The 26,324-nt window shown below is 68.1% G+C and carries 22 protein-coding genes, 1 pseudogene and 1 riboswitch; of the genes and pseudogenes, 4 read left to right on the top strand and 19 right to left on the bottom strand.

Annotation, left to right across the window (positions count from 1 at the left end):
* Positions 1-71 precede the first annotated feature (71 nt).
* On the top strand, positions 72-1,772 hold the full coding sequence (locus ON23_RS24235) for an FAD-dependent oxidoreductase (protein ID WP_039780999.1): 1,701 nt from the start codon (positions 72-74) through the stop codon (positions 1,770-1,772).
* On the opposite strand, the gene ON23_RS24230 is transcribed toward ON23_RS24235, so the two are convergent.
* The 5 genes from ON23_RS24230 to ON23_RS38070 all read right to left on the bottom strand — a co-directional run bounded on the left by ON23_RS24230 (position 1,769) and on the right by ON23_RS38070 (position 7,561).
* Complete coding sequence (locus ON23_RS24230; RefSeq protein WP_051043246.1) at positions 1,769-3,568, bottom strand: glycoside hydrolase family 15 protein; 1,800 nt, start codon at positions 3,566-3,568, stop codon at positions 1,769-1,771. The genes ON23_RS24235 and ON23_RS24230 overlap by 4 nt on opposite strands.
* Before the next feature lie 97 nt (positions 3,569-3,665).
* Positions 3,666-5,195 carry a catalase gene (locus ON23_RS24225; RefSeq protein ID WP_039780998.1) on the bottom strand — a complete coding sequence of 510 codons (1,530 nt, stop codon included), beginning with the start codon at positions 5,193-5,195 and terminating at the stop codon, positions 3,666-3,668.
* Positions 5,196-5,216: 21 nt separating this feature from the next.
* A complete protein-coding gene (locus tag ON23_RS24220) occupies positions 5,217-5,540 on the bottom strand; it encodes a hypothetical protein (protein WP_223273444.1) in 324 nt (107 codons plus the stop codon).
* A 112-nt stretch (positions 5,541-5,652) separates the two neighbouring features.
* On the bottom strand, positions 5,653-7,359 hold the full coding sequence (locus ON23_RS24215; RefSeq protein ID WP_039780997.1) for an NRAMP family divalent metal transporter: 1,707 nt from the start codon (positions 7,357-7,359) through the stop codon (positions 5,653-5,655).
* A 55-nt stretch (positions 7,360-7,414) separates the two neighbouring features.
* Positions 7,415-7,561 (bottom strand): hypothetical protein, encoded by a 147-nt coding sequence (locus tag ON23_RS38070; protein ID WP_157170280.1) that lies wholly within the window; start codon positions 7,559-7,561, stop codon positions 7,415-7,417.
* A 257-nt stretch (positions 7,562-7,818) separates the two neighbouring features.
* Positions 7,819-7,990: riboswitch (M-box (ykoK) riboswitch) on the bottom strand.
* Between the two features lie 286 nt (positions 7,991-8,276).
* On the opposite strand from ON23_RS38070, the gene ON23_RS24210 reads away from it, so the two are divergent.
* Together ON23_RS24210 and ON23_RS24205 are read left to right on the top strand one after the other, a co-directional pair.
* Positions 8,277-8,987 carry an MgtC/SapB family protein gene (locus tag ON23_RS24210; protein WP_039780996.1) on the top strand — a complete coding sequence of 237 codons (711 nt, stop codon included), beginning with the start codon at positions 8,277-8,279 and terminating at the stop codon, positions 8,985-8,987.
* 135 nt (positions 8,988-9,122) lie between these two features.
* Positions 9,123-10,367, top strand: a complete 1,245-nt coding sequence (locus ON23_RS24205) for a serine hydrolase (protein ID WP_245556095.1) — start codon at positions 9,123-9,125, stop codon at positions 10,365-10,367.
* Positions 10,368-10,384: 17 nt separating this feature from the next.
* Here ON23_RS24205 and ON23_RS24200 read toward each other — a convergent pair whose 3' ends face one another.
* Entirely contained in the window at positions 10,385-12,709 is a 2,325-nt protein-coding gene (locus ON23_RS24200; RefSeq protein ID WP_039780995.1) for a heavy metal translocating P-type ATPase, read from the bottom strand.
* Positions 12,710-12,896: 187 nt separating this feature from the next.
* Here ON23_RS24200 and ON23_RS24195 point away from each other — a divergent pair, with 187 nt between their 5' ends.
* Positions 12,897-13,979, top strand: coding sequence for a substrate-binding domain-containing protein (locus tag ON23_RS24195; RefSeq protein WP_223273446.1), 1,083 nt, complete (start codon positions 12,897-12,899; stop codon positions 13,977-13,979).
* Here ON23_RS24195 and ON23_RS24190 read toward each other — a convergent pair.
* From ON23_RS24190 to ON23_RS24135, 13 genes and pseudogenes are all read right to left on the bottom strand, one after another.
* Positions 13,919-15,367 (bottom strand): hypothetical protein, encoded by a 1,449-nt coding sequence (locus ON23_RS24190; RefSeq protein WP_157170279.1) that lies wholly within the window; start codon positions 15,365-15,367, stop codon positions 13,919-13,921. The genes ON23_RS24195 and ON23_RS24190 overlap by 61 nt on opposite strands.
* A gap of 317 nt (positions 15,368-15,684) precedes the next feature.
* Positions 15,685-15,840: a hypothetical protein gene (locus tag ON23_RS38065; protein ID WP_157104334.1), complete on the bottom strand. Its 156-nt coding sequence runs from the start codon at positions 15,838-15,840 to the stop codon at positions 15,685-15,687.
* A gap of 209 nt (positions 15,841-16,049) precedes the next feature.
* The gene (locus tag ON23_RS24185; protein ID WP_039780992.1) at positions 16,050-16,427 is read right to left on the bottom strand and encodes a DUF5313 family protein; all 378 of its coding nucleotides are present in this window, start codon (positions 16,425-16,427) and stop codon (positions 16,050-16,052) included.
* Positions 16,420-16,896: a MarR family winged helix-turn-helix transcriptional regulator gene (locus ON23_RS24180; protein WP_039780991.1), complete on the bottom strand. Its 477-nt coding sequence runs from the start codon at positions 16,894-16,896 to the stop codon at positions 16,420-16,422. The genes ON23_RS24185 and ON23_RS24180 overlap by 8 nt, the downstream gene beginning before the upstream one ends.
* Before the next feature lie 291 nt (positions 16,897-17,187).
* Entirely contained in the window at positions 17,188-18,195 is a 1,008-nt protein-coding gene (locus ON23_RS24175; protein WP_083904209.1) for an oxygenase MpaB family protein, read from the bottom strand.
* A 356-nt stretch (positions 18,196-18,551) separates the two neighbouring features.
* On the bottom strand, positions 18,552-19,811 hold the full coding sequence (locus tag ON23_RS24170; RefSeq protein ID WP_051043244.1) for a TetR/AcrR family transcriptional regulator: 1,260 nt from the start codon (positions 19,809-19,811) through the stop codon (positions 18,552-18,554).
* 31 nt (positions 19,812-19,842) lie between these two features.
* The gene (locus ON23_RS24165; RefSeq protein ID WP_051043242.1) at positions 19,843-20,550 is read right to left on the bottom strand and encodes an Rv1363c family protein; all 708 of its coding nucleotides are present in this window, start codon (positions 20,548-20,550) and stop codon (positions 19,843-19,845) included.
* 12 nt (positions 20,551-20,562) lie between these two features.
* Positions 20,563-21,756 carry an MCE family protein gene (locus ON23_RS24160; protein WP_039780990.1) on the bottom strand — a complete coding sequence of 398 codons (1,194 nt, stop codon included), beginning with the start codon at positions 21,754-21,756 and terminating at the stop codon, positions 20,563-20,565.
* A complete protein-coding gene (locus ON23_RS24155; RefSeq protein WP_039780989.1) occupies positions 21,753-22,946 on the bottom strand; it encodes an MCE family protein in 1,194 nt (397 codons plus the stop codon). Before ON23_RS24155 ends, ON23_RS24160 begins: the two co-directional genes overlap by 4 nt.
* Complete coding sequence (locus ON23_RS24150; RefSeq protein WP_039780988.1) at positions 22,943-24,046, bottom strand: MCE family protein; 1,104 nt, start codon at positions 24,044-24,046, stop codon at positions 22,943-22,945. The genes ON23_RS24155 and ON23_RS24150 overlap by 4 nt, the downstream gene beginning before the upstream one ends.
* Positions 24,046-25,077, bottom strand: a complete 1,032-nt coding sequence (locus ON23_RS24145) for an MCE family protein (RefSeq protein WP_039781010.1) — start codon at positions 25,075-25,077, stop codon at positions 24,046-24,048. The genes ON23_RS24150 and ON23_RS24145 overlap by 1 nt, the downstream gene beginning before the upstream one ends.
* Positions 25,077-26,099, bottom strand: a complete 1,023-nt coding sequence (locus tag ON23_RS24140) for an MCE family protein (RefSeq protein ID WP_039780987.1) — start codon at positions 26,097-26,099, stop codon at positions 25,077-25,079. Before ON23_RS24140 ends, ON23_RS24145 begins: the two co-directional genes overlap by 1 nt.
* A pseudogene (locus ON23_RS24135) lies at positions 26,096-26,324 on the bottom strand (hypothetical protein); the annotation flags it as partial. The pseudogene ON23_RS24135 and the gene ON23_RS24140, both read right to left, overlap by 4 nt.

Below are 26,324 nucleotides of genomic sequence, written 5' to 3'. Positions count from 1 at the left end.
GATCTCTGCGTCCGCCCCCTGATCCGCCCATACGGTACGAGGGACGATCGGTAACGGGAAAGGGCGCGGCGATGGGGTTCGACTACGACGTGGTAGTCATCGGGTCGGGATTCGGCGGCAGTGTCAGCGCGCTGCGCCTGACCGAGAAGGGCTACCGGGTCGGCGTCCTCGAGGCCGGAAGGCGCTTCGCCGACGACGAGTTCGCGAAGAACTCCTGGCGCGCGCGGCAATTCCTCTGGGCGCCGCGCCTGGGATGTTTCGGCATCCAGCGCCTGACCCTGTTGAAGGACACCTTCATCATGAGCGGCGCCGGTGTCGGCGGCGGCTCCCTCGTCTACGCGAACACCCTGTACGAACCGCCCGCGAAATTCTTCGCCGACCCGCAGTGGGCCCACATCACCGACTGGGACGCCGAACTGGCGCCGCACTACGACCAGGCCAAACGCATGCTCGGCGTCACCACGAATCCGGCCACCACGGCCTCGGACCGGGTGCTGCGCGAGGTGGCCGAGGAACTGGGTGTGGGAGCGTCGTTCCGGCATACGCCGGTGGGAGTCCTGTTCGGCGGCAACGGCACTCGCGCCGGGCAGGAGGTGCCCGACCCTTATTTCGGCGGCGTCGGCCCGTCCCGGCGCACCTGCACCCACTGCGGTGAATGTATGACCGGATGCCGCCACAACGCCAAGAACACGCTGGTGAAGAACTACCTGTATCTCGCCGAGAAGGCCGGGGCCGCCGTACATCCGCACACCACCGTGGTGGATGTGGTGCCGCTGCCCTCGGGCGGGTACCGCGTCGACACCGTCCGCACCGGGCGCTGGATTCGCAAGGCACGCCGCAGCTTCACCGCCGAACAGGTGATCTTCGCCGCGGCCGCACTCGGCACCCAGCGGTTACTGCACCGGCTGCGCGACCGCGGCTCGCTGCCGCACATCTCCGCGCGCCTGGGCTATCTGTCGCGCACGAATTCCGAAGAGCTGCTGTCGATCCGGAGCCGGCGAGCCGATACCGACTTCACCAAGGGCGTGGCCATCACCTCCTCGATCCATCCCGACGCCGACACCCATATCGAACCGGTGCGCTACGGCAAGGGCAGCAATGTGCTGTCGTTGATGACGACCGTGATGTACGACGAGGACGGCAGCACCTCACGCACCCGGCTGTGGTTGCGCGAGAACTGGCGGCGCCGCCGCGATCTGGCGAAGGTGCACAATCCGCGCCGCTGGTCGGAGCGGATGATCGGCCTGCTGGTGATGCAGTCGGTGGACAATTCGCTCACCACCTACACCGAACGCGGGCTGTTCGGCCGCCGGATGACCACGAAACAAGGTGAGGGACAACCGAATCCGACCTCGATTCCGGCGGGGCACGAGGTGGCCCACCGCGTGGCCGACAAAATCGACGGTATCGCGACCGCCGGTTTCACCAGCCTGTTCGGCATCCCGATGACCGGGCATTTCATCGGCGGCTGCGTGATCGGCGATTCCCCGGAGACCGGCGTCGTCGACCCCTATCAGCGCATGTACGGCCATCCGGGCCTGCACATCGTCGACGGCTCGGCGATTTCGGCGAATCTCGGCGTCAATCCCTCGCTGACCATCACCGCACAGGCCGAACGGGCGCTGGCGCTGTGGCCGAACAAGGGTGAGCCGGATCGGCGGCCGGCGCTGGGCGCGCCGTACCGGCGGCTGGCCCCGGTCTCCCCCACAGCGCCCGTGGTTCCCGCCGACGCCCCCGGCGCGCTGCGCTTGCCGATCGTCGACATCACCTAGTTGCCGCGATCGGTCGGCACCACCGCTTCCGACGGCAGCTCCGGCGCGAGCGGCCCGAGCCGCAGCGACGCTTCCAGCAGCATCGCGTGCACGAACGCCTGGGGCAGATTGCCGCGCAACTGCCGCTGGCGGACATCGAATTCCTCGGCGAACAGGCCCGGTGTCCCGCACGACGCGCGATTGCGCTCGAAGAAACGCATCGCGGTCACCGGGCGGTCGAGCTGGGCGGCCGCCATCGCCATGGTGAAGCCGCACAGCAGGAACGCGCCTTCGCTCATCTCGAGCGGACGATCGTCGTGCCGGTAGCGGTAGACGCAGTAGTCGGTGGTCAGATCCCGCTGGATCGCGAAGAAGGTGGCCGCGTAGCGCGGATCGTCGGCGGGTAGCGCACCGCGGATCAACGGCAGGAGCAGCGCGGCGTCCACACCCGGCTGATCGGGGGCGCGCTGCCAGCGGCCGGTCGGATGCACGCCGGTGCGGGCGGCCTCGGCGACCAGCGTATCGGCCAGCGAACTGCAGTACGCGATATCGGCGCCGGTGTCCGGACAGGCCGCGACCGCGCGCAGCCCGGCCGCGCAGATCAGCCGGGAATGGGTCCACAGCCGGTTCTCGATCTCCCAGATCCCCGCGTCCGGGCGGTGATGATTGTCCGCGATAGCCGACACCACGATATCGACCGCGCGGCGGTGATCGCCGCCGAGTCGATCGTGCCGAGCGGCCGCGGCGAACAACAACAACGCCTCGCCGAAGGTGTCGAGCTGGAACTGCCCGCGGACCCGGTTGCCGATGACGGGCCGCGCGCCCGGATATCCGGGAAGCTCGATCTCGCGCACCGGCGGCACACTCTTCCCGTCGATGGTGTAGGCGGGCGCCAGCGTGGGACCGTCGTCGAGCAGGCGGGCGGCCGTGAAACCGACCGCGGCGTCGAGTAACGGATGGGGGCCGCCGATCGCGATCGCCTGCCCGGCCAGGCATTGATCGCGGATCCAGACATAGCGATAGTCGTAGTTCTCGCCCCGGTCGGCGCGTTCGGGCAGGCTGGTGGTGGGCGCCGCCACCATGCCGCCGGTATCGGCGGTCATCCCGCGCAGCACCGCGAACGCGTGGGCGCTGTCGCGCGGGGCGGCCGTGGCACCGAAATCCGGGCGATCGCGCCGCCAGGCGTTTTCCGTTGCCTCCCAATAGGTATCGGGGTCGGGTAGATCATCGGGCAGGGTGTGATCCGACATTTCCAGGATCAGATCGTGGTAGCTGCCCGCGGGCACCGACAGGTGCGCCGTCCATCCCCGGCCGGAACCGTCCTCGTCGATCTCGGCGCCGGGCGCGCCGGACCAGCGCATCCGCAGCCCGCCCGCGCGCGCCGTCCACACTCCGTCCGCGCGGCGCGGATGGTGTATCGGCGCGGCGCCGAACCGCGCGACCGGCCGCAACTCCACATCGATCTCGGCATCCTCCTGCACCGCCACGACGCGCCGCATCAGCACGGCCCGATGCCGATCGCCCGGAAAGGCCAACGCTTCCCGGCATTCGATCACCGCACTCCCGGACAGCCACCGCGACCGCCAGATCAGCGTGCCGTCCTCGTAGTAGCCGCCCCAGACGAACGGACCCGACGGCGTGACGGCGTACAGACCGGAACCGCCCAGCAGGCTCGCGAAGACGGCGTCTCCGTCCCAGCGCGGCAGGCACATCCACGAGATGTCGCCGCGCGGACCGACCAGGGCGCCGCGCTCACCGTCCGCGATGAACGAGTACTCCCGCAGGACATGAGGAGCGGCAGCGGAATTCGCGATCATGATCGGGACATACCACGAGAAGACCTGCTCAACCGCCCACCCGCTACCGGCGGGGTGGGCGCTTCGCGGCCGACGGCGTTCGCTCCTCCGGCCCTCCTCAGGCCTTGTGCTGAGCGGCGGAGCGGGCGGGATTGCCCTGCGCGGCCGCCTTCGGATCCTTCTCGTCCTGTTTCGCCCGGACTCCGGATTCCACCCGGTCGCCGAGATCCTTGTCGACATTGCGCCAGTATTCGAAGGCGCGCTCCAGCACCGGCTCGGACACGCCGTTGAGCAGATGGCCGACGATGTTGTCCACCAACCGTTCTCGCGCCGCGTCGTCGAGCACCTGGCGGACGAGAGTGCCCGCCTGGCCCCAATCGTCGTCGTCGCGGCGCAGCGTGTACGCCGCCCGGACCATTTCACCGTCGGTGTACCAGCCGGCGGTCGGACCGGCGCGGCCCGGTTCGGCATGCGGGCCGCCCTTGGAATTCGGCACGTAGACCGGGTCGCCCGGATTGTGGTGCCGCATGTGGCCGTCCTTGGTGTAGGAATGCGACGGCGACTTCGGCGCGTTGACCGGCAATTCCTTGTAGTTCGCGCCGATCCGGTAGCGGTGGGCGTCCGGATACGAGAACCATCGGCCCAGCAGCATCTTGTCCGGACTCGGTCCCGTGCCCGGCACCGCGCTGCTCGGCTCGAAGGCGGCCTGTTCGATCTCGGTGTGATAGTCGGACGGGTTGCGGTTCAACGTCATCCGGCCGACCTCGTAGAGCGGATAGTCGCCGTGCGGCCACACCTTGGTCAGATCGAACGGGTTGAACCGATAGGACTTGGCCGCCTCGAACGGCATGATCTGCATCTTCAGCGTCCAGCTCGGATGGTCGCCGCGCTCGATCGCCTCCCACAGATCCCGGATGTGATAGTCGGTATCCATCGAGGCCATCTGATCGCCCTCGTCCTGGGTGAAGAATTCCACCCCCTGGTCGGTGAGGAAGTGGTACTTGACCCAGTGCTTCTCGCCCTCGGCGTTGACCCACATGTAGGTATGGCTGGAGTAGCCGTTCATGTGGCGCCAGGTGCGCGGGATACCGCGATCGCCCATCAGCCAGGTGACCTGGTGCGCCGACTCCGGCGACAGCGTCCAGAAATCCCACTGCATGTCGTGGTCGCGTAAGTTGTTGTCCGCCCGGCGTTTCTGCGATCGGATGAAGTCCTGGAACTTCATCGGATCGCGGACGAAGAAGATCGGCGTGTTGTTGCCGACCAGATCGAAATTGCCGTCCTCGGTGTAGAACTTCAACGCGAATCCGCGCGGATCACGCCAGGTGTCCGGGCTGCCCCGCTCACCGGCCACCGTGGAGAACCGGGCCAGCATCTCCGTCTTCGCCCCGGGCTGGAAGACCTTCGCGCAGGTGTAGGCACTCATATCCTGCGTGGTCTCGAAGACGCCGAACGCGCCGCCGCCCTTGGCGTGCGGCTGACGTTCGGGGACGCGTTCGCGGTTGAACGCGGCCATCTTCTCGATCAGATACGCGTCGTGGAGCAGGATCGGGCCGTCGGGGCCGATCGTCAGCGAATCTTCGTCGCCGGCCACCGGAATTCCGGCGTCGTCGGTGGTGAAACCGCCGGTGCGAGTCTTCTCGACCATCTCTCTCCTCTCCCGGCCTGATCAGTGCCCCTGTCGCTGATGCGGCTCCCACTGGTCACGGGCCTGCGTCCGCTTGCTCTCGAGCGCGATCCACGCCACGCCGCTGATCAGGCATACCGCGCACACCACACCGGCCACGATCGCCCATCCGCCGAAGCCGTATCCGGCCGCGGTCAGCGCGAGCGCCAGCGCGACGAAACTCAATGCACACAGCACGATGCCCGGAATGTTGTACGTGTCCTCGATTCCCTCACCGGCATGCTTGCGCGGCGCTCGCAGCACCCGCCGCCGCTGCGCCTGCTCCTGCGATGTGCTTCCACGCGCCATCCGCGGGTCCGTCATCATGGCACCTCCGTTTCCCGGTGTCGGCCGCACAGGGCACACTCCTCCCTGCTTGCAGGCGTACTACCCGGGTTCGGCGGTTCGAATCAGGCAGATCCCACCGGCCCGGCGCCCCTCAGCCGATGGATTCGACGATCTTGACAACGACCAGCACGACCGCCACCAGCAGATATCCGCGCAGGGCGAGCATGCCGGCGGTGCGCAGCGGGGTGAACGTCGGACGCTCGAGGGTGTGCAGCGCCGGGGTGCGGAAGGTGTCGCGGTCTCCGGCGAGTTCGGCGCGTTCGGCATCGCGGTCCAAGTCCTTCACCTGGCCGGGATCGAGGTCACCGAATCGGGCCGCGGTCGCCGCGGCACAGCGGCGCCGGGATCGCCGGTGCGCGAGCAGTGCGACCGCCCCTGCGGCCAGACCGGCGAGCACGCCCGCACCCAACCCGAACTCGAGGCTTGCGGTACTCAGGCCGGGAAAGAACGTGGCGGCGGTGAGCGCCGCCGACAGCAGTACCAGCGCCCACACGATGATCGCGGCGCAGATGTTCTGCCGCAGCGTATTCACCCAGGGTCCGAGTACGGCGCGGTCGTTGCACAGCAGCACCAGGAACACCGTCGCCGAGGGCAGCAGCACCCCGGCCAATGCCTGCACACCCTGCGTGATCAGGCCCAGTACGTGGTCCGGGCTGAACGAGATCGCGGCCGCCACAGCCAGCAGGGCCGCGTAACCGGCGTAGAAGCCGGGCGCTTCGGACACCTTCCAGTGCAGTGAATGCCGCCGGCCGAGCGTATCGCCGAGGGTGTAGGTCGTCGCCAGCCCGACCGCGTTGGCGCCGATCAGCGAGGCGTCGAGCAGGACGATCGCGAACAGCGCGCCGACCACCGGGCCCGCGTGCGCACGCAACCCCGCGGCGACCGCCCCCGCATCGGTGAAGCCGCCGGCCGGACCGGTTCCCGACAGTCCGTAGGCGGTCGCGGCCATGATCGCGACCGCACCGGCCATCACCACCACGATCCCCAGCCACAGGTCGATGCGCTCGTAGCGGATCCAGCGCGGGGTGATGCGCTTGTCGACGATGTTGGACTGCTGGAAGAACAACTGCCACGGCGCGACGGTGGTGCCGACGATCGCCACGATGATCAGCAGCAGGGTCGACGAGAGCCCGCCCGGCAGGGACGGGATCAGCCCGTGCGCGGTCCCCGAGACGCTGGGATGGACCAGCAATGCCATCGGGAACAGCACGACGTCGACCGCGATGAGGGTCATCATCAGGCTTTCCCACCGGCGGAACGACCCGCCCGCGACCACCGCGAACAGCGCGACCCCCGCCAGCGGCACCGATACCGCCTTCGGCAGCCCGAAGTAGCTCAGCGCCATTGCCACACCGATGAATTCGGTGACGATGGTCAGGGCGTTGACCACGAACAGGTCACCGACGCTGAACGCGCCCCAGAACTTCCCGAACCGCGCGAAGATCAGCCGGGCATGGCCGACCCCGGCCACGGCACCGAGCCGGACCACCATTTCCTGGTTGACGTACAGCACCGGAATCAGCAGTACCAGCGTCCAGAGCAGGGCCATACCGTAGTTCTGCCCGGCCTGGGCGTAGGTCGCCACGCCGCCGGCGTCGTTGTCGCCGACCATGACGATCAGGCCGGGGCCGATCACCGCCGCCAGCATGCGCAATCTCTGCAGCCGGCCGCGGCCGGCGGGGCCGTCGTGCTGCCGGATCACGCCCAGCGCGCCGACGATATCGCCGACGTGGGCGTGATCGGCGACCGCGCCGGGCGGTGCGGCCGGGGTGCGGGTGTCGTCGGAAAAGGTGGTCATTGCCGCGCTCGCTTCCTGAAACTCGGTGCAGTTCTGAGATTTTCGAGTTCCAGAGCTAACGGAACGCGCCCGGACGGCGGCCGGGGTGAGCGCCGAGGGCGGCGGTGTGCACGGGTGCCGCCGGACGGCAGGAACGCAGGTTGCGGCGCTCGAATTCACTCAGGCGGCGGCCGGTGATCCGACGGAAGACGTTGCGGTACATGGGATCTCCTCACAGGGAAACCCGGCTGCGGGCAGGCCGCGACACCCCGGGACCCCGCACCGGTGACACCGAGGCGGTGGATCGGGGTGAGTTCAGGCGGACAGGCAGCGAGCCGGGAACGATACGGTTCGTGAACTCGGATACGGACTATCTCCGGATGGCATCGCCCCTCACCTCCTCGCTGCCGGGACGCACGCGCACGTCGCTGTTTCGGGTGATCGGCACCACGCGGGAGGGAGACCCGCCGGCCGGCGGATCGCGCACCCCTCTCGTCAGAGCTTCGGCACTGGACGACGTATCCCCTTGCGGGAGAAGCCACTTCGGATCATCCCTTAATCCGGGAAGATCTGTCCTAACCCTGGGCGTCTCTCGACGTCGTCGGATCAGTGGCCTGTGTTCGTACAGGAGCCTCGCCTAGCGAGGTGCTGACTGCAAAAGGGTGAACCCGGAGTGCGCGCTTGTCAAATCGATGGCCGCCGGCAGGGTTGCCAGGATCCGATCGGCGGTGTTTACTTCCTTCTCGGCGCCACCGACCGGCGCCGTTCTACGCGGGTCGTGTCCCGGAAGGAGGTGGTCGCTGTGCCCGACGACAGTCCCATACGTCGTTTTGCCAAGAATTCACTCGGCGACCACTCTCGTGTCGACGCGGCCCGACGGATGTCGCGGTAGCCTGCGCGCGCGAGTTCTCGCCCTCCGATCGAAGGGTTGTTTTCTCATGTCGACGTGGGAGATGCTGCTGCGCCTGGCCACCGGTGTCGGTCTCGGTGCGGTGATCGGTTTCGAACGCCAGTACCGGGCCCGGATGGCCGGATTGCGGACCAACGCTCTGGTCTCCGCGGGTGCGGCGTTGTTCGTGCTGTTGTCCGCGCACGGGTTTCACGGTGGTGCGGCCGACCCGACGCGGGTCGCGGCCCAAATCGTTTCCGGTATCGGCTTTCTCGGCGCGGGTGTGATCATCCGCGACGGATTGAACGTCCGGGGTCTCAACACCGCCGCCACACTCTGGTGCGCGGCGGCGGTGGGCGCGCTCTCCGGTGCCGGGATGTACGGCACCGCGGCGGCCGGGACGGTCGCGGTCGTGATCGTCAACATCGCGTTGCGGGCGGCCGGGCGCAGGGTGGACCGCCAACCCGAATCGGGTCACGAGCAACCCGCGCAGTACGCGTTCACCGCCGTCACCGACGACGCGCACGAGGCGCATGTGCGGGCATTGCTGGTACAGGCGTTGACGCGCACCGACTTCCGGCTCGTCTCGGTCGCCAGCGCCAACGCCGAGGACGCGGGCCGGGTGGAGGTGCGCGCGGATCTGGTCGGCGATCAGCGCGACGACCGGCAGATGGAGTCGGCGGTCAGCCGGTTGAGCCTGGAACCGTCGGTGACCAGTGTCGGATGGCGCACGGTCGAACCGGTCGCGCCCGGGCTGTAGCACCGCCACCCGCGAGCTCGCCTATGCCGTCGAGGCGCTCGGCAAGGCGGTGGGAGCGCTCGCCCGCGAATTGCGCAGCTGAGCAGCGGCGACGCTCCGACCTGCACCGATGTCCCCGATCACTATGCTGACGCCGTGAACAGTGTCGCCCCGATGGTTTCCGTCCCCGCCGATCCGGACACCGTGACCTCGGTCGGGCCCGAGGACGACCCGACCGCGGCCGGTCTGCGGCCCGGCGACGTCGAAGCGGTGTGGGAGTCGGTCCGCGCGTGGTACCGGATGGGGACCACTCCGGCGATCCAGATCTGCCTGCGCCGCCACGGCGCGATCGTGCTGAACCGGGCCATCGGCCACGGCTGGGGTAACGCCCCCGGCGACGGGCCCGACGTCGAACGCACACCGATCACCGTCGACACCCCGTTCTGCGGTTTCTCCACCGCCAAAGGCGTCGCCGCGACGGTGATGGCGATGCTGATCGAGCAGGGCGCCTTCGCTCCGGAAGACCGGGTGTGCGACTACATTCCGGAATTCGCGGCGCACGGCAAGGGCCGCATCACCATCGCCGATGTGCTCTCCCACGCCGCCGGGGTGCCGTTCATGCCGGCGGGCTACCGCGGCTTCGACGCCGTCGTGGACGAGGACCTCGCGGTGCGGGCGCTGATCGAGTTGCGACCGAGCTGGCCGCCCCGGCGATTGCGCGTCTATCACGCCCTGACCAGCGGGTTGATCCTGCGCCTGCTGGTCCAGCGCGCGACCGGCAAGCGGATGCGCGACCATCTCGCCGAGCGGGTGCTGAATCCGCTCGGTTTCCGATGGACCACGTTCGGCGTGGCACCCGAGGACGTCGACCGGGTGGTGCCGAGCGTGCGCACCGGACCGCGGCCTTCCCGGGCCTGGTCGGTGGTGGCCGGTAAGGCGCTCGGCGGCGGCATGAGCGCCTCCACGTCGGCGGAATCGGTGCGCGCGTTCCTCACCGCGGAGCTGCCCTCCGGCAATCTCGTGACCACCGCCTCGGAACTTTCCCGCTTCTACGAAATACTGTGTCGCGGTGGGGAACTCGACGGTGTGCGGATCCTGTCCCCCGACTCGCTGCGCAGCGCGATCGCACCGGCGCCGCGGATTCCGGGCATCGCGGGCCGGGTCAGTCGCGCCGGATTCGAGCTGGGCGGGCGCCGGTCGAAATTCGGCGCCCACACCGAAACCCACTTCGGCCGTAGCGGTCTGACCACCCAGTACGGCTGGGCCGACCTCGACCGCGGACTGTCCGGCGCGATCTTGACCAGCGGCAAGTCGACCGTGGACACCGAGCGGCCCTGGCAGTTGTGCGCACAGATCTCGGCGATCGTTCCGCGCTCGCCCATCGCCCGGCCGCAGAGGTAGCACCGGCCGGCCGGCTCTCACCCCTGCCGCTGCGGCAGGCGAAGTCGTTTGAGCGACACCGCGTTCAGCGCGACGATGATGCTGGAGCCCGACATGGTCAGGGCGGCGATCTCCGGACGCAGGGTGAACCCGAAGGCCGGTTCGAACACACCCGCCGCGATCGGGAGCGCGACCGCGTTGTATCCCACCGCCCACGCCAGGTTCTGATGCATCTTGCGCAGGGTGCCGCGCCCGATCCGCAACGCGGTGGGCACGTCGAGCGGGTCCGATCGCATCAGAACCACATCGGCGGTGTCGATGGCCACGTCCGTACCGGCGCCGATGGCGATGCCGAGGTCGGCCCGCGCGAGCGCGGGCGCGTCGTTCACGCCGTCGCCGACCATCGCGACTTTCCGTCCGCCGGACTGTAATCGCGCGATGGTGTCGGCCTTGTCACCGGGCAGCACCTCCGCGATGACGGTGTCGATACCCAATTCGGCCGCGATGCGGTCGGCGGTCGCGCGATTGTCGCCGGTGAGCATCACGACTTCCACGCCCAGATCGTGCATCTCCCGCACGGCGGCGGCGGCGGTCTCGCGGGCTGCGTCGGCGAGACCGACGACCGCGACCGCCTTGTCGTCGACCGCCACCAGCACCGCGGTCTGCCCGCCGTCCGCGATCCGGGCCCGAGCGGCGGCCAGATCGCCGAGTTCGATCCCCTCGCGATCCAGCAGTCGCCGGTTCCCGACGACGACCCGCTGCCCGTCGACGGTGGCGACGGCGCCGTGGCCGGGGACGTTCTCGAACTTCTCGGCCCGCGCCGGCGCGACGCCGCCTTCCTCGGCGTAGCGGACGATCGCCTGGGCCAGTGGGTGTTCGGACTCCCGCTCGACGGCGGCCACCGCCGCGAGCAACCGGGGTGAGGGCTCGGCCGCCGAGGTCACGAATTCGGTGACGGCCGGTTCGCCCTTCGTCAGGGTGCCGGTCTTGTCCAGCACCACGACGTCGACGCGGGCCGCGGTCTCCAGCGCGAGGGCGTTCTTGAACAGCACGCCCCGGCGAGCGCCGAGTCCGGTGCCGACCATGATCGCCGTCGGCGTTGCCAGGCCGAGTGCGTCGGGGCAGGTGATCACCACGACGGTGATCGCGAACAGCATGGCGGTGGCGAAGGTGGCACCGGCGAGCAGCCATCCGGCCAGGGTGGCCGCACCGCCGATCAGCGCGACCAGCACCAGCCAGAACGCGGCGCGGTCGGCCAGCTTCTGGCCCGGTGCCTTCGAATTCTGCGCCTGCTGAACGAGATTCACGATCTGGGCCAGCGCGGTGTCGGAGCCGACCTTGTCCGCACGCACTCGCAGCGTGCCGTCGACGTTGATGCTGGCGCCGATCACCGGAGCACCCGGTTGTTTGTGCACCGGCAGACTCTCGCCGGTCACCATCGACTCGTCGACCTCGCTGTCGCCGTCTTCCACGACGCCGTCCACCGGGATCTTGGCACCGGGCCGCACCAGCAGCAGATCGCCGACGGCGACCTCGGCGGTGGGAATCTCCACCTCCTCGCCGTCACGCAACACCACCGCGCGCGGCGGCGCCAGATCCAGCAGCGTGCGGATGGCGTCGGTGGCCCCGCCGCGGGCACGCATCTCGAACCAGTGACCGAGCAGCACGAAGGTGGCGAGCATGGTCGACGCCTCGTAGAAGACCTCGCCGCCGCCCGTGAGCGTGATGGCCAGTGAATACAGCCAGCCCGCGCCGATGGCGACCGCCACCAGGACCATCATGTCGAGGGTCCGCGCCCGCAGCGCCTGCCATGCACCGGTGAAGAAGATCGTCGACGAATAGCCGATCACCGGCAGGCTCAGGATCAACGCCCACACGTCCTGGCGCAGCCCGAACGGCACCGGCAGATCGATGCCGAACATATCCGTCGCCATCGGCGACCACATCATGACGAGCACCGAGAAGACCAGCGCGACCAGGAATCGGTTGCGCATATCGGCGGCCATCGCGGCCATCGACATGTCGTGATGATCGTGCGTGCCGTGATGATCGTGCGCAGGTGCCGCGGGTTCGTGCCGGTGCGCGCCGGCCGGCTCGGACGGCTCGGCCAGCGGATCGCAGACGTGCCGGGGAACCGAGAGTCCGGAGCAGTGGATGCCGCAGTCGCGCAACCATTGCCGCAATTCGTGGACCGAGGTCCGGGCCGGGTCGAAGCCGACCGTCGCGGTCTGGGCGGCGGGATTGACCGTGGCCTCGAGTACACCGGGACGGGCTTGCAGGACCCGGGTGGCGACCTGCTGGCGGCTCGCCCAGTGCAGGCCACTCAGATCCAGCACCACGGTTCCGTGACCGTTGTCCTCCATGTGCACGACTCCTCTCGACCGGCGTCAGCGACTACCCGACCATATACCCTTAGGGGGTATATGCCAACCAAGGCACCTTCACCTGCCCCGAAAGGTCGGGGCTCGCCACGAGCACGGGCTGTGGTTAACATGGTCGGCTCGGGGGGCGACTATTCGGCGAAGAACGTTTCGGGCGGCGGAGGTTCCGGTGAGGGTGTCGAACTCCCGCGGCGGGCGCGACACCGTCGATATCGCGCTGGTGGTGCCCGGTAGCGGACCGGCGGGCCTGTTCGGCCCGTCCTGTGAGGCGTGCGCCGCGCTGGCGGTGGAGGACATCAATCGCGCGGGCGGAATTCTGGACCGGCCGGTGCGATTGCACACCGTCGACGCGGGCGCGCCGCTGCCGCTGCTGGCCGAACGCATCGATCGCATGATCGGCACCGGCGCCGTCGACGGCGTGGTGGGCTGGCATCTGTCCAACGCCCGCCGGGTGCTGACGCCGCGCACGGCCGGACGGGTGCCGTACGTCTACACCACGTTCTACGAGGGCGGCGAGAATTCCGACGGCGTGTACATGGTCGGGGAGACGCCCGATCATCAGCTCTTCCCGGCGTTGCGGTGGCTGCGCGCGGAGCAGGGCATCCGCCGCTGGTGCATCGTCGGCAACGATTACGTGTGGCCGCGGGAAACCGCCCGCGTCACCCGCGAGGCGGCGGCATTCGGGGATATCGACATCGTCGGCGAGACATTCGTCCCGCTCGGCGGCCGCGCCTTCGGGCCCGCCCTCGACCTGATTCGACGCTCCTCCGCGCAGGGGGTGCTGCTGCTGATGGTCGGTGCCGACTGCGCGGCGTTCAATCGCGCCTTCGCCCGCGCAGGCCTCGACGAGGACCGGCTGCGACTCAGCATGATGATCGGCGAGGACGTCCTGTACGCGGGCGGTCCGGACAGCACCCGCGGATTGTTCACCGCCTCAGGCTATTTCGAGAGCGTGGTATCGCCCGAGGCGATGGAATTCGGCAGCCGCTACACCGCCCGGTACGGCACCTTCGCCCCGGCGCTGAACAATATCGGCGAATCCTGCTACGAGGGTCTGCTGCTGTTCGCCTCGCTGGCGGAGGCGGCGCGCAGCCTGGATGTGCGCGCTATCGAGCGCCATGCCGCCCGGGTGCGCTACGGCGGCCCGCGCGGTGAGGTGAAGGTCCGCGGCGCCCACACCACCCAGCCCGTCTACCTCGCCGACGCCGACGGCGTCGACTTCGAGGTGGTGAGCGAATTGCGCCGCGCCTGAGCCGGATTCGGCTTCGGGCCCACCACGCCACCGGCCCGGCGCCGGCCGAGGGCATCCTCCGGCCGGAGCCGGCCGATCAGGAGCACGATGGCGGCGCAGCCGATCCCGATCCCGGCGGCGACGATCCCCGGCACCGCGGTGACGGCCGCCTCGGCACTGCGGAACCAGGTGTGCGAATATTCGAGCCGGCCCAGGTCACGGCCCTGCAGCGCCACCCCCGCCGAGGGCACGAAGAGGATCACGATCCCGACGACCGCACTGGTCGCACGCGGGCCGATCGCACATCCCAGGGCGTAACCCGCCATCGCCGCGAGTGCGATACAGCTCGGCACGGTGACCGCCGCGGTCGGCACGTCGACCAGCGCGGCACTCACGGCGGCCGCGATCGCCAGCACGACCGAGCCCGCGACGGCAGGCATCGGCAGGCGGATCCGCCATCCGGCATAGAGCCCGGCGCCCGCGGCCGCGACCACCAGCAGGGTCGACCAGGAGGGCCGGGGGACGGTGAGCAGCGCCGACCCCGCCGAGGCGAAGGCCACCATGACCACGATCAGCAGGCCGTCGCGTTCAGGCAGCAGCAGCGCCGCCACCATGGTGGCCAGCAGCAGTATCGCCCCTCCCACCAGAATCGACACGAGCGCGCCGCCGCGGGCCATCCACACGGACGTGGCCAGGGTCGCCGAGACGATCACGACCGCCGACACCACCGGTTTCAGCGGCACCACCGCACTGTTGTCCGGTTCCGGTTGCCGCTCCTGCCGGAACAGCACGGCCGTGAACAGCATCAGTCCGAGTGCTACGAGAATCAGCCAGACCGGAGGCGCCCCACGCAGGATGCCCTCCCCCGGGACGGCGGACGCGAAATCCGGCGCCTGGGTGAGGTCGGCGAACAGAATCGAGGCCAGCGCGCCGAACAGATAACCCCCGGCCGGCGCGCGACGATGCCACACCGCCGCGGCCAGACAGCCCAGGATCACGCCGGCGAGCATGGAGTCGACGTAGTTGAGCGTCGACAGCGTCCGGGTCTCCAATCGGACGAGCAGGGTGTGGTTGACCAGCATCGCCGCGCTCGCGCAGAAGACGGTGCACCAGGCCAGGCGGCTGTTGCCGATCGCCGCCGCCACCGAGACCGCGATCACCGCGATCAACGCGCCGGCGGTCAGCGCCAGCGGCATATTGAAGATCAGCAGGTCCACCTGCAGCGCCGACCCCGGCGAGAGCCAGGACTGGCTGATCGGCATCATCATGGCCAGCCCGGCGACCGCGGCGGTGATGCAGGCGGCCGAGGTTTCCGCGGCCACTCGCAGCCATTGCGTGTCGGTGATACCGGCCGACAACCGTTGTACGTGCCCCCGGATATCCGGAGAACCGAAAGTCACAGCACTCATGCCGGACTCCGTCCCCAGCAGGTAACGCCTGGGCGTGACTACCCCGCCGATTCGTTAGCCGAATGATTGCGGGACCGACACTACCGGAGCGTGGAAGCACCACTCGAGCCTCTGATCGGTATCAGAGGCCGAAATTAGGCAATTCGATGAGGATTTGCTAACGGTTCGGTCGCGACGGATATAGCTTTCGTATCAATTCCGTCCGCCACCGCGTGTCACCACCCGTTCGCCCAGGTCGCGCCTGGTTCGCACGGGTGCGCCCGTTGCCGGATCGTGTCCGAGGTCCTCGGACCGATCGGCGACGGGCGCCGCGTGGATCACCGGGCTACGTCGTCGGCGGGCGCCTCCCCGCCCTCGGGTCCGGCCGAGGAACTCGCACTGCGAAACAGCGGACGATGCGCCACCCCGCCGGCGGGCGCCGGCGTCTCGATGGGTACCGGACTGTGGCTGAACAGATTCGGCTGCTCACTCATATCGGATGTCCTTCAGATTCTCACCATCGACGGCCCGTCCGGCCAGCGAATCGGCCGCACCGCTCGCGCGCACAGCGCACTGTGCGATTACCGACAGGACTTACAGTACACCCCCGATAACCGACCGCGGGCGCGACGAGCCGGACCGGTCATTCCGTTCGGGGCGCGGAATCGGTTCGGCGGGCACACATTCCGCGACCGCGCGGCCGTCAGCCGCGACCGTGCCGCAGTTCGTACTGCTCGCGTTCGGCCGCCGCACGCTGCCGTTCGGCGACATCGGCCAGTTCGGGATCGAGACCGTGCTTGAGCAGGCGATGCCGCCGGTACACGTACATCAGCGCGATGGTGAAGTAGACCAACGGCACGTACAGCAGCGCCGCCATCGACAGTCCGATCCACAGCGGGCCCGGGACCAGCAGGAACAGGCACAGCACGGGAATGATCGGCACCAGGAACCGCAGCAGGTAGCGGCGGGCGGCGCCCGGCCCGGTCAGATCGCGAAGCACCCACTGCCGCATCGAGGGCGGCAGCGTGGCGCCGCAGATATAGCGCACGCGCTGAACCAGATTCGGCTTCTGCTCACTCATCGGTAGCTCCCTGGGTATCGACGAGCGTGGCTCGCCGTGCCGCCTCGTTGACGCGGGTCAGCACCTCGCGTAGTTCCTCCAGATCGGCCAGGCTCACGCCCAGCCGCCGCACGACCGCCGGCGGGATCTGCTCGGCCTGGCGGCGCAGCGCCCACCCGGCCGCGGTCAGATCGATCAGCAGCGTGCGTTCGTCGCGCGGATCGCGGCGGCGGGTGATGAGGCCCGCCGACTCGAGCCGCTTGAGCAGCGGAGACAGCGTGGCGGAATCGAGTTGGATCGCCTCGGCGATGGCCTTCACCGACATGGGCGCCTCACCCCACAGGGCCAGCATCACCAGATACTGCGGATGGGTCAGTCCCAGCGGCTCCAGCAGTGGGCGATACACCGTCAGCACTGATCGGTTCGCGACGGCCAGCGCGAAACACACCTGCCGGTCCAGCCGCAGCGGATCCTCGACATCGGTCGTCATGGCCACCTCCTCGTGTCGACCCAGATTAGCGCGTTAATAGTTAGTGTACAAACTATTAGTGCGCCATCACACACTCACCCTGGGCGAAAGACCTCCGGCGCGGCTGGGTAGCCGTCTGTCCGGGCTCGCTCCGTCGTGGTCCCCAGTTCCCGCCCGCAGGGGGCGAGCCCGGATTTTCGCCGCAGAGCCCGAGGGGGCGGGGCGCAGTAGCCCGTCCGGGGCAGCGGGATTCGTCAGCTGGTGACCGCCGCACCTGTCACGGTCGGCAATCGCTGTGCCGCACAGACGGATTCAGACGAGTACCTTCTGCTTGCGGATCCGCCGCTGCACGTCCCGCATCATCATCTTCGTCCCGGAGAAGCGGATGAACTTGGGGATGAACCGATTCACGAATCCCACGAACAGGAACAGATGCTCGAATCGGCGCTGATCGGCCGCGCTCCACTCGACGCCCATCTGTTCGCGGAAATGCGGAGGCAGGAACCCCGCGGTGAGGAAGCGCAGCAGCCCGCCGAAGAGCAGTCGCAGGTACCAGTGGATCATCCGGAGATGCAGCAGGTCACCGATATACGCGCGGAACGCGTCGTCGACGATCACCTGCCGGCAGGCCTCGACCCAGTACTCGTCGAAGTCGGCGCGCGTCTTCGGCCACATGTCGGGATGCACCTGCAGTGTGGTGCCGAAGGTATCCGCCCCCTGATAGAACGCCTCGAGTTCCTCCGGTGACATCTTGCCGTTGATCAACTGATGGGAGTCCTCGAACCCGATGTAGATACACGCCGCGACATACAGCTGCAGGTTCCGGTCGAAGGCGTTGTACTTCACCTTCGAGCCGGGCTCGGACCGCACCTGCCGGTGCGCGACGTTCACCGCCTCGCGGAATTCCCTCTTCTCCTCGGGCGTACCGAGGATCGCCACCGCCAGATACGAGGCCGTGGTGCGCAGTCGCTTCCACGGATGCACCATCAGCGCACCGGATTCCACGGTGCTCTCCATGACACCGGCCGCCACCGCGGGGTGCGCGAACTGCATCGCGACGTTGGCGGCCGCGCCCGCGAACATCCAGAAGTCGAGGGAGTCGGGCAGTTGCGCGGGGCGCTTGCGCGGCGAGCGATGGAAGTCCGGGATGTGGATGCGCGTCTGCTCCAGCGTGAGCGGCGGCGTCTGCGCGAGGTCGGGTTGCACAGCGCGCCCGTCCTCCGTCCGGCCCCGCCCGACCGGCACGGATTCCTCCGGGACGTAGGAATCACTGTGCGGGTCGGTGTAATTCGGCTCCCAAGGCTGCGTTGCCGTTGTCATGCGAGTCCTCTCTCGGAACGTTTCGCCGGCGCGACCGGAGATGCGCCGGGCCCCGCGCTTCGGGGCGCGGGCGGTGCCGCCGGGATCGGCGGCACCTTGCGACACGGGAGACCGTGGGGCCCACCCCGGCAGACCGGCTCGTCTCGGAGCCGACGCGACAACCACCGATGCGCGGTTATCGGCGCTCTCGCGGATTACTCCCTCTGCCACGGCGACACCGCCTCGTACCTTCCTCAGGGTCGGCCCGGCCTCCACTATGTTACTCACAATTCTCAGTTGATCAACTGGTCAGAGGCGAAGTATTCGGTGCTTCAGAGCTGGTTCGACCTACTAAGTTGTTGCAGATTCAAGCATCATCACGCCTGTCGCGTGGCAAGGCGTCCGAACAACGTCATCTCCATCAGCCTGACCACATGGGCACGAGGACACATCTGCTGGTCGTTCCCGAACAGCCGCCCCAGACCGACGACGAGCCCGAACCCGGCATGGACGAGGATGCGGGCCTGCGCCCGCGCCAGCTCCGGCCGCGCATCCACCAGCAGCTCCACCCATTCGGCCACCACCAGCCGCTGGATATTGCGCAGCACCGTTCGCTCGTAGGCGCCGACATTGCCGAATTCGGCGTAGTAGACGAATGTCAGCTCACGCTCGGCGAACGATCCCGCGACATAGAGGTCGATCAGCGTCGCCAGCGCCTCCTCGGAGGTCTGCGACGCCGCCACCGCGGGCGCGATCGCGGCGGCCATCCGGTCGGCCACCCGCCGGAATGCCGCCGCCAGCAGGGCATCCTTGCTGCGGTAGTACCGGTACACCGCCGAGGCCGCCGACAGTTGCGCCGCCGCCGCGATCTCCTCCACACTCACATTCGGGTAGCCGCGCTCGTGGAACAGCTCGACCGCCTTGTTCAGCAGCACCTGATGTTTGAACGATTGCGGAATATCGTTCGCCCGCACGGGTTCCGGTGCATCGGCGGCCACCGGCAGGTCGGTTCGGATCAGCGACCAGGCGGCCTCGCTCAGCACCCCCGCGAGCGATTTCGCCGGCAGATGCGCGTGGTGGTCGCCGATACTGCTCACCACACTGAAGATGGCGACCGCGCGCACCAGGCCCTCGCGGCGGGCCAATTCCGGGCGCAGTTCGCCGATCAGCGCACGCAGGGCGGAGATCGCGGTCTCGAACCGTTCATCGAAGGTCCGGCGATCGTCGCGATCGAGGTAGCGGGCCTCCCACCGCGCCAGCGCGGCCGTCGGACGATTGGCGATGGTATCGGCCACGATGGCGTCGATGACGGTTCCGAGTCGCGCTTCGGCGCTGTGGCCCTGTACCTCCACCGGCAGCGTCACCGCCGTCACCGCGGCGGCGGACAAGCGCAGCAGCTCCTCGCGGAACAGCGCGTACTTGCTCGGATAGTGCCGGTACAGCGCCGCCGAGGAAATCCCCAGCCGGGCGGCGATATCCTCCATGCTCACGCCGTGATAGCCCAGCGACCCGAAGGCCGCCGCCGAGGCGGAGGCGATCTGCGCCCGGCGGTTCTTGGGCCGGCGGCGGATCACGCGTTCCGGGTTGTGTGTGGCCGGCACCGTCGCCTTCGCGCGACCGTCCTGTGCGCGACTCACATTGTCTGCCAATTCTTTTCGCCGAGTGCCGCTAGGACTGCGGCGGCAGCGGAGTCAGCGGCGTGCTGATCTTGTCGACCAGCCAGCGGTCACCCTGTTTCTGCAGTCGCATCACCGTCGACAGCTGTCCCGGTTCCGGTTTGCCCTGGGTGCCCAGGCTGGTGATGGTCTGGCCGATCACCACGATCGCCTCCGCGGAATTCTTGTCCCCGGAACGAATCGCGCACTGCACATCGGTCGACTTCGCGACGACCTCGCCCTTGGCCAGGACGTCGCTGAGGTCCTTGCTGTTGGATTCGAACTGCTTCTTCCATTCACCGGAAGCGCCCGCCAGCACATCGCGGACGTACTGGTCGAGATGTTTGGAATCGTAGGTCGAGACCACCGGACCGTAGGCGCAGGCGGCTTGGCGGGCCTGCGCCTGCGCGTCCAGCACCTCCTCGTGATCCTTGTTCTGCAGGTAGAAGTAGATACTCGTGCCGATCGCGGCGCCCAGGGCCACGGCCACCGCCGCCCGCAAGCCGATCCGCACACCGCGTCCGCCGGCGGCCGGACGCAGTCGCGACAGCGGCGAAACCTTGTCCGCGGTGGTCGTTTCGGTGGTATCGGATGTCCCCGCCGCATCCGATCCGGCCGTGTCGGATGCCCCGGACGCCACAGCTGCCGCGGTCTCCGGTTCGTCGACGGTGTCGACCGTGGGTTCGCGCTCCTCGGCGCCTCCGCTTTCCTTGTCGCTCATCGTGTTCGCTTCCTAGTTGTCGGGTATGGGGCCGGACGGGACGGGCCGCGACATCTCGTTGCCGGTGACGCCCGGCGGCGGTCCGGATCCGTTGTCGGGGAGATTCGGCCGCGGCGCATTGGCCGAACCACGCACCTGCAGTGCGGGATCGGCGGTGAGGCAGTAGTTGTACAGCCGCACCCGGGTATCGGTCATGATCTTGGCCGGGGACACCGGGATCGTGTCGTAGTCGCAGGTCGGCCGTGGCCAGAAGTCGGCGAGCGTGTGATACGCGCCATCGTGAGCGGGCACACCGAGCGCTTGAATGCCTTGGCGCAGTGCGGGAAACAGTGCCTCGATCGCCGGCTGACGCAGTTTCGCGGCCTTGGTGATGGCGACGAAATTGGTGACCAGATCGGTCAACGGATCCTGATTCTTCGCCACCACGTCGCCGAGGGTCGACAGCTCATCCGGGCCCTGATCGAGGAACTTCCGGATTTCGTTGTCGGCGGCGGTGGCCTGCTGGAACAGCGCGCTGCCCGCCGCGGTGAGGGTGCTCAGGTCGGGCTGGGCGTGCGAGGTGGTCTCCGCGATCACCTGCAGGTTCTCGAGCAACTGCTGGGTCTGCGGCAGCAGATCGGACAGCCCCGCCATCGCACGGCTGATCCCGGAGACCATGTTGCGCAAACGATCCGGGCCCCCGCCCAGCGCCGTGTCCAGCTCGTCGACGATGACGGTGAGCCGGCCCGGATTCAGGCCGCCGATGAAGCCGCTGAGGTCGGTCAGCAGATTCTGCACCGGGATCGGCACGCTGGTACGTGCGCGCTCCACGACGGCACCGTCGGACAGATACGGACCGGTATCGGCGTCGGGCCGGAAGTCCAGGTACTGCTCGCCGGCGGCGGACAGCCGGCCGACGTGCACCGCACCGCCGACGGGAATCTTCGCGCTGTCGTCGATTTCGGCGATCGCGTCGATTCCGTCACCGGAGACCCGCACATCGGCGACCTTGCCGACCCGGGTGCCGCGGAAGGTCACGTCGTTGCCCGGGAGAATGCCGCCCGAGGTGGCCAGTTGCACGGTGACGGTGAACGTGTGCGGAATCGGATTGAACCGCAACACATATCGGGCCAGATAACCGGACCCGAGCACCAGCACCACGATCAGGCTGAGGTTGGCCAGGGCGACGCGCCGGCGCACCACCCAATTCCACAGCGGAGTATTCATCGCTCACCACCCGGCTGGGAAGGTTCGGCCGGCGCACCCGGAGCGGCCGGCGGATTCGCGCCGGGAGGCGTCGTACCCGGCACCGGCTGCGGCGGACTGACGACCCGGCCGAACACCTTCTCGAATACCTGCGCCAAACTGCCGGCGAATGCCGGAACGTCGCCGATTTCGGGCCACCGGCTGCCGTGCGGATCACTGAGCGCGCCGATACTGAGATACGACACCACCGGCATGACGGCCAGTCCGGAACCCCGCAGGCTGGCCATCAGCGGCGGATAGATGTCGTTGAGCCCGTTCAGCGCCTCGGTGAGATTGCCGCCCATTTCCGTGAAGCCCGACATGAGTTTCTGAATGCTGTCGAACAGACTCAGGAACTGCGGACTGGTGGTATCGGTGAAATCGCCCAGCGCCGCCATCGTGGTCGACACCTTCGTCGTGAGATCCACGATGCGCTGATTGTTCTCGTTCACCAGCCCGAGCAGTTGCGGGAACGTATCGGCCGCCGCGCCGAGTTCCTTTTTGCGCCTAGCCAATTCACCGGAGAGCGTATTCAAACCCTGGAGGGTGGCATCGATATCGCCGGTGCGCTGATTGAGCGCGGCGATCACACCGGTCATTTCGCTCAGCAGATGCGCCAATTGCGGTCCGCGCCCGGCGAACATCGAATTCATCTGCGTGGTGATCTGCGCGGCCTGGTTGATGCCACCGCCGTTGACCAGCATGGCCACCGACATCATCAACTGCTCGACGGAGGCGGCGGTGCCGGTGTGCTCGACGCCGATGGTGTCTCCGTCGCGCAGCGGCGGGCCCGCTTCCTGCGCGGACGGCAGGGTCATGGCCACCGACATATCGCCCAGCGGCGTGGCCTGGCGCAATTCCACCGTCGTCCCGCGTGGCAGCACGATGTCGGAGCGGATCTGCATCCGCACATCGGCGACGAAATTCGTGGTCTCGATACCGGTGACGGTGCCGATATCGGTGCCGCCGATGCGCACGTGGGCGTGATCGGGCAGATTCAGCACATCGGTGAACGCGGCGTGCACGGTGTAGCCGGGACCGCCGATTCCCGGCTTCGGCATCGGCACATTCTCCAATGTCAGCCCGCACCCGCTGATGCCGAGTGTGGTGACGGTCGCGACGGCGGTGACGACGAGGCCGCGACGGGATGTTCTGCGCTGTGATCGTGTCATTTTCCGCTGATCCCCAGAAGTGCGGCGGTGAGTCCGAAATCGGGCCCCATATCGGCGATCTTTCCGGTCCGGCAGCCGTCGAGCCGCATCATCACCCGCTCACAGAAGGTGGACAGCGCTTCGCCGTCGAGCACGGATTTGTCGAGCAGGCCGTGCAGGCGCAGCGCCTGATGTTCGTAACTGGTGGCATTGGCCAGGTTCTCGAACATCAGCGGTGCGACGTCCACGATTTCGGTGAGATTGCGGGCATTGGCGCGCATCTGATCGCTGATCGCCACGAACCGGGTCAGAGCCCCGGCGAGCTGGTCCTTGTTCTGCCCCACCACCGTGGCGGTATTGGCGACGAAATCGTTGAGCTGGGTGAGCACCGCCTGCAAGCCGGGCGCCTGATCGCCCATCAGCTTCAGCAATTCGGTGAGCCGGCCGCTGAAATCCCGTACGGTCTGGTCGTTCTGGGCGATGACCTGAGTGACGTCGTTGAGTTTGACGATCGTATCGGAGATCTGGTCCTTGTTGGCGAACGTCGTCTCGAACGCGCCCGAGAGCGCGTCCAGAGTCTCGCGCAGTTTGTCGCCGTTGCCGTTGAGCAGCGGGAACAACACCCGGCTGGCCATCGGCCCGGTGTCGCTGTCGCCCTTCAGCGACGCCCCGAGCTTATCGAAGGTCTGCATGATGCGGTCGAGCTCCACCGGTGTCCTGGTGCGCGGCAACGGAATATGCGCGCCGTCGGCCATGGTGGGCCCGGTTCCGTCGTAGGCCGGCGCGAGTTCGACGTGGCGGTTGGTGATCAGCTGCGGATTCACCAGTGCGGCCATGGCGTCGGCGGGCAGTTTCACGCTCTTGTCGACCTTCATGACCACCTGCACGTAGGTGCCCTCGGCCTCCACCGATTCGACGGTGCCGACCGGCACACCCAGCACATCGACCTCGTTGCCGGCGTAGAGCCCGGCCACGTTGTCGAAATCGGCGCTGATGCGCATGTTGTCGCCGAGCACCTCGTCGGTGGCCGTGCCGAGCGAACCCGGCAGCAGCGAGCAGCCCGAGCCGGCGGAGGCGACCAGGCACACCGCGGCGAGTTGGGCCAGTGCGCGCAGTTTCATCACTTACACCCCTGAACGACCTGTGCGAAACAGATCCAGTTGTCGGGGAACAGTCCCCACGGCACATACACATCGCCGTAGGGTCCGTTGCCCAATACGTTGTTGAACTGCCGCAAGGTGACCGGCATGATCTCGTAGAGCCGGTCGAGGTTGGTCTTGTTCTTCTCCAGCCCCTCGGACATGGTGTTCAGATCCCGGATCATCGGGCCGAACTGGTTGTTGTTCTCCAAACCCATGTCCTGCAACAACTTCGACAGTGAGGCGACATTGTCGAGCAGGTTCTTCAGCAGTTGCCGGCGCTTCTGCACCGCCTGGCCGATGGCCTCGCCTCGGGTCAGCAGCATCAGCACGCTGTTCTGGTTGTCGGCGACCAGCTGGGAGACCTGATCCATTCCCTTCAGCAGGGTGTCGACCTCGTCGCGGCGGTCGTTGATCACCTTGGCGAGCGAGCCGATGCTGTCGAGCGCCTGCACCGCCAGCTGCGGCGAGTCGCCCATCTGCTGGTTCATGGTGTCGAGCGCCTCCCGCAACTTCTGCGGGTCGATCCGCTCGATCCGTTCGAACGACGCCTTGTACTGCGGGTCCTGGATCACCTTGCTCAAGTTGTAGGGCACGCTGGTGTGATCGAGCCTGATCCGGTTGCCCGGCAAGCCTTTTCCGTTCCCCGGTATGAGATCCACATGCAGCCGCCCGAGGATGGTCGACATCTTGATCGCCGCCCGCGCGTCCGGGCCCAGCCGCAGATCGCCGCGCACCTTCAGATCCGCGACCACCTTGGCGCCGTCGAGCCGCACCGCCCGGACCGCGCCCACCTCGATCCCCGAGACGTCGACGGTCGCACCGGGACGCAGCCCCGCGGCCTGCGCGAATTCGGCGTGAATCGTCTTGTCCCCCAGCCGCGCCTGGGTCAGCGCGCTGGAGCCGAGCAGCAGGATCAGCACGGTCGCCGAGGCGATCAGGCCGAGCCGCAGATACCGGTTGCGCAGGAATCCGAACACCTTCGGCAACCTCGGTCGGGCGAATCTCGCCATCACCGGCACACCTCCGAATGCGCGTTGCCACCGATCTGGGAGAACAGGCCCGGCGGCAGGAGCACGCCCCACAACGAGACGTCGAGACCACAGAAGTAGGCGTTGCCGTAGGCGCCGTAACTGGAGAACTGGGCCACCCGGTTCAGCACGTTCGGCAATTGCACCGCCGCCCGGTCCAGCGACGCGCCGTTGAGCAGCAGCAGCGCCACACCGGTGGTGGCCTTGTTCTGCGCGGCCGCGATGCCGGGCTTGACCTGGGCCACCAATCCGACCAGCGAATCGGTCGAGGTGGCGACCTGGTCGACCGACGACTTCAACGCCTCACCCTGGGCGTAGAGCCCGTCCATCAGCGAACGGGTCTGGGTGATCAGGGTCTCGAGCTCGTTGCTGCGATGCGCCAGGCCGGACATCACGCTGCTGAGGTTCGACACCACGTCACCGAGGATCTTGTCGCGCCGGCCGAAGGTTCCGGCCAGCTGCGCGGCCTGGGTGATCAAGGTGCTCAGCGAGACCTGATTGCCCTGCAGCGCCTGAATCAACGTCTCGGACAGCGAATTCACCTGATCGGGTTGCAGCACCGAGAACAGCGGTTCGAAGCCGGACAGCAAGGCCGACACGTCGAACGACGGCTCGGTGTGTTCGAGGGGAATGCGCCCACCCGCCGGCAACGATGTGCCCGCTTCCTTCCCCGGCGCCAGCGCGACGTAGCGCTGGCCGATCAGGTTCTGGTAGCGCACCATCGCCTTGGTCGTGGTGGTCAGATGCTGGTTGCTCCGGATGCTGAACTCCACGCCGGCCTTGTAGTCGCCGACGAAGTCGATCTTGTCGACCCGGCCGACCCGCACCCCGGCCATGCGCACGTCGTCGCCGACCCGCAGACCGAGCACATCGGAGAAGACGGCCGAATACCGGCTGGTCGAGCCCGGCACCGTGCGTTGCAGGGTGCCGTAGATGGTCGAGGTCAGCGCGATCGCGACGACCGCGAAGATGCCGAAACCGATCAGTGCCTTCGTCGATTTCACTGTGTCACACCGCCTTCCGGCGTCTCACCGACGGTCAGATAGCCTCCGGCGAGGACCGGACCCAGTAGCAGGAGCTGCGCCAGATTCGGCGGACCGCCGACCACCGCGGCGACCGCGGCGGGCCCGCGCAGGGCGGGATGGGTGGCCGCCGGATCACCGGGCGTGGCGCGGTAGGCGGCCGGTGCGGTGATGCCGGGGATCAGTGGCAGGCTCGGCAGACCGGGC

Origin of the sequence: Nocardia cerradoensis NBRC 101014, from assembly GCF_000308535.1 — a bacterium.
Taxonomy (GTDB): domain Bacteria; phylum Actinomycetota; class Actinomycetes; order Mycobacteriales; family Mycobacteriaceae; genus Nocardia; species Nocardia cerradoensis.
This window is presented reverse-complemented; position numbering and strand designations above follow the sequence as displayed.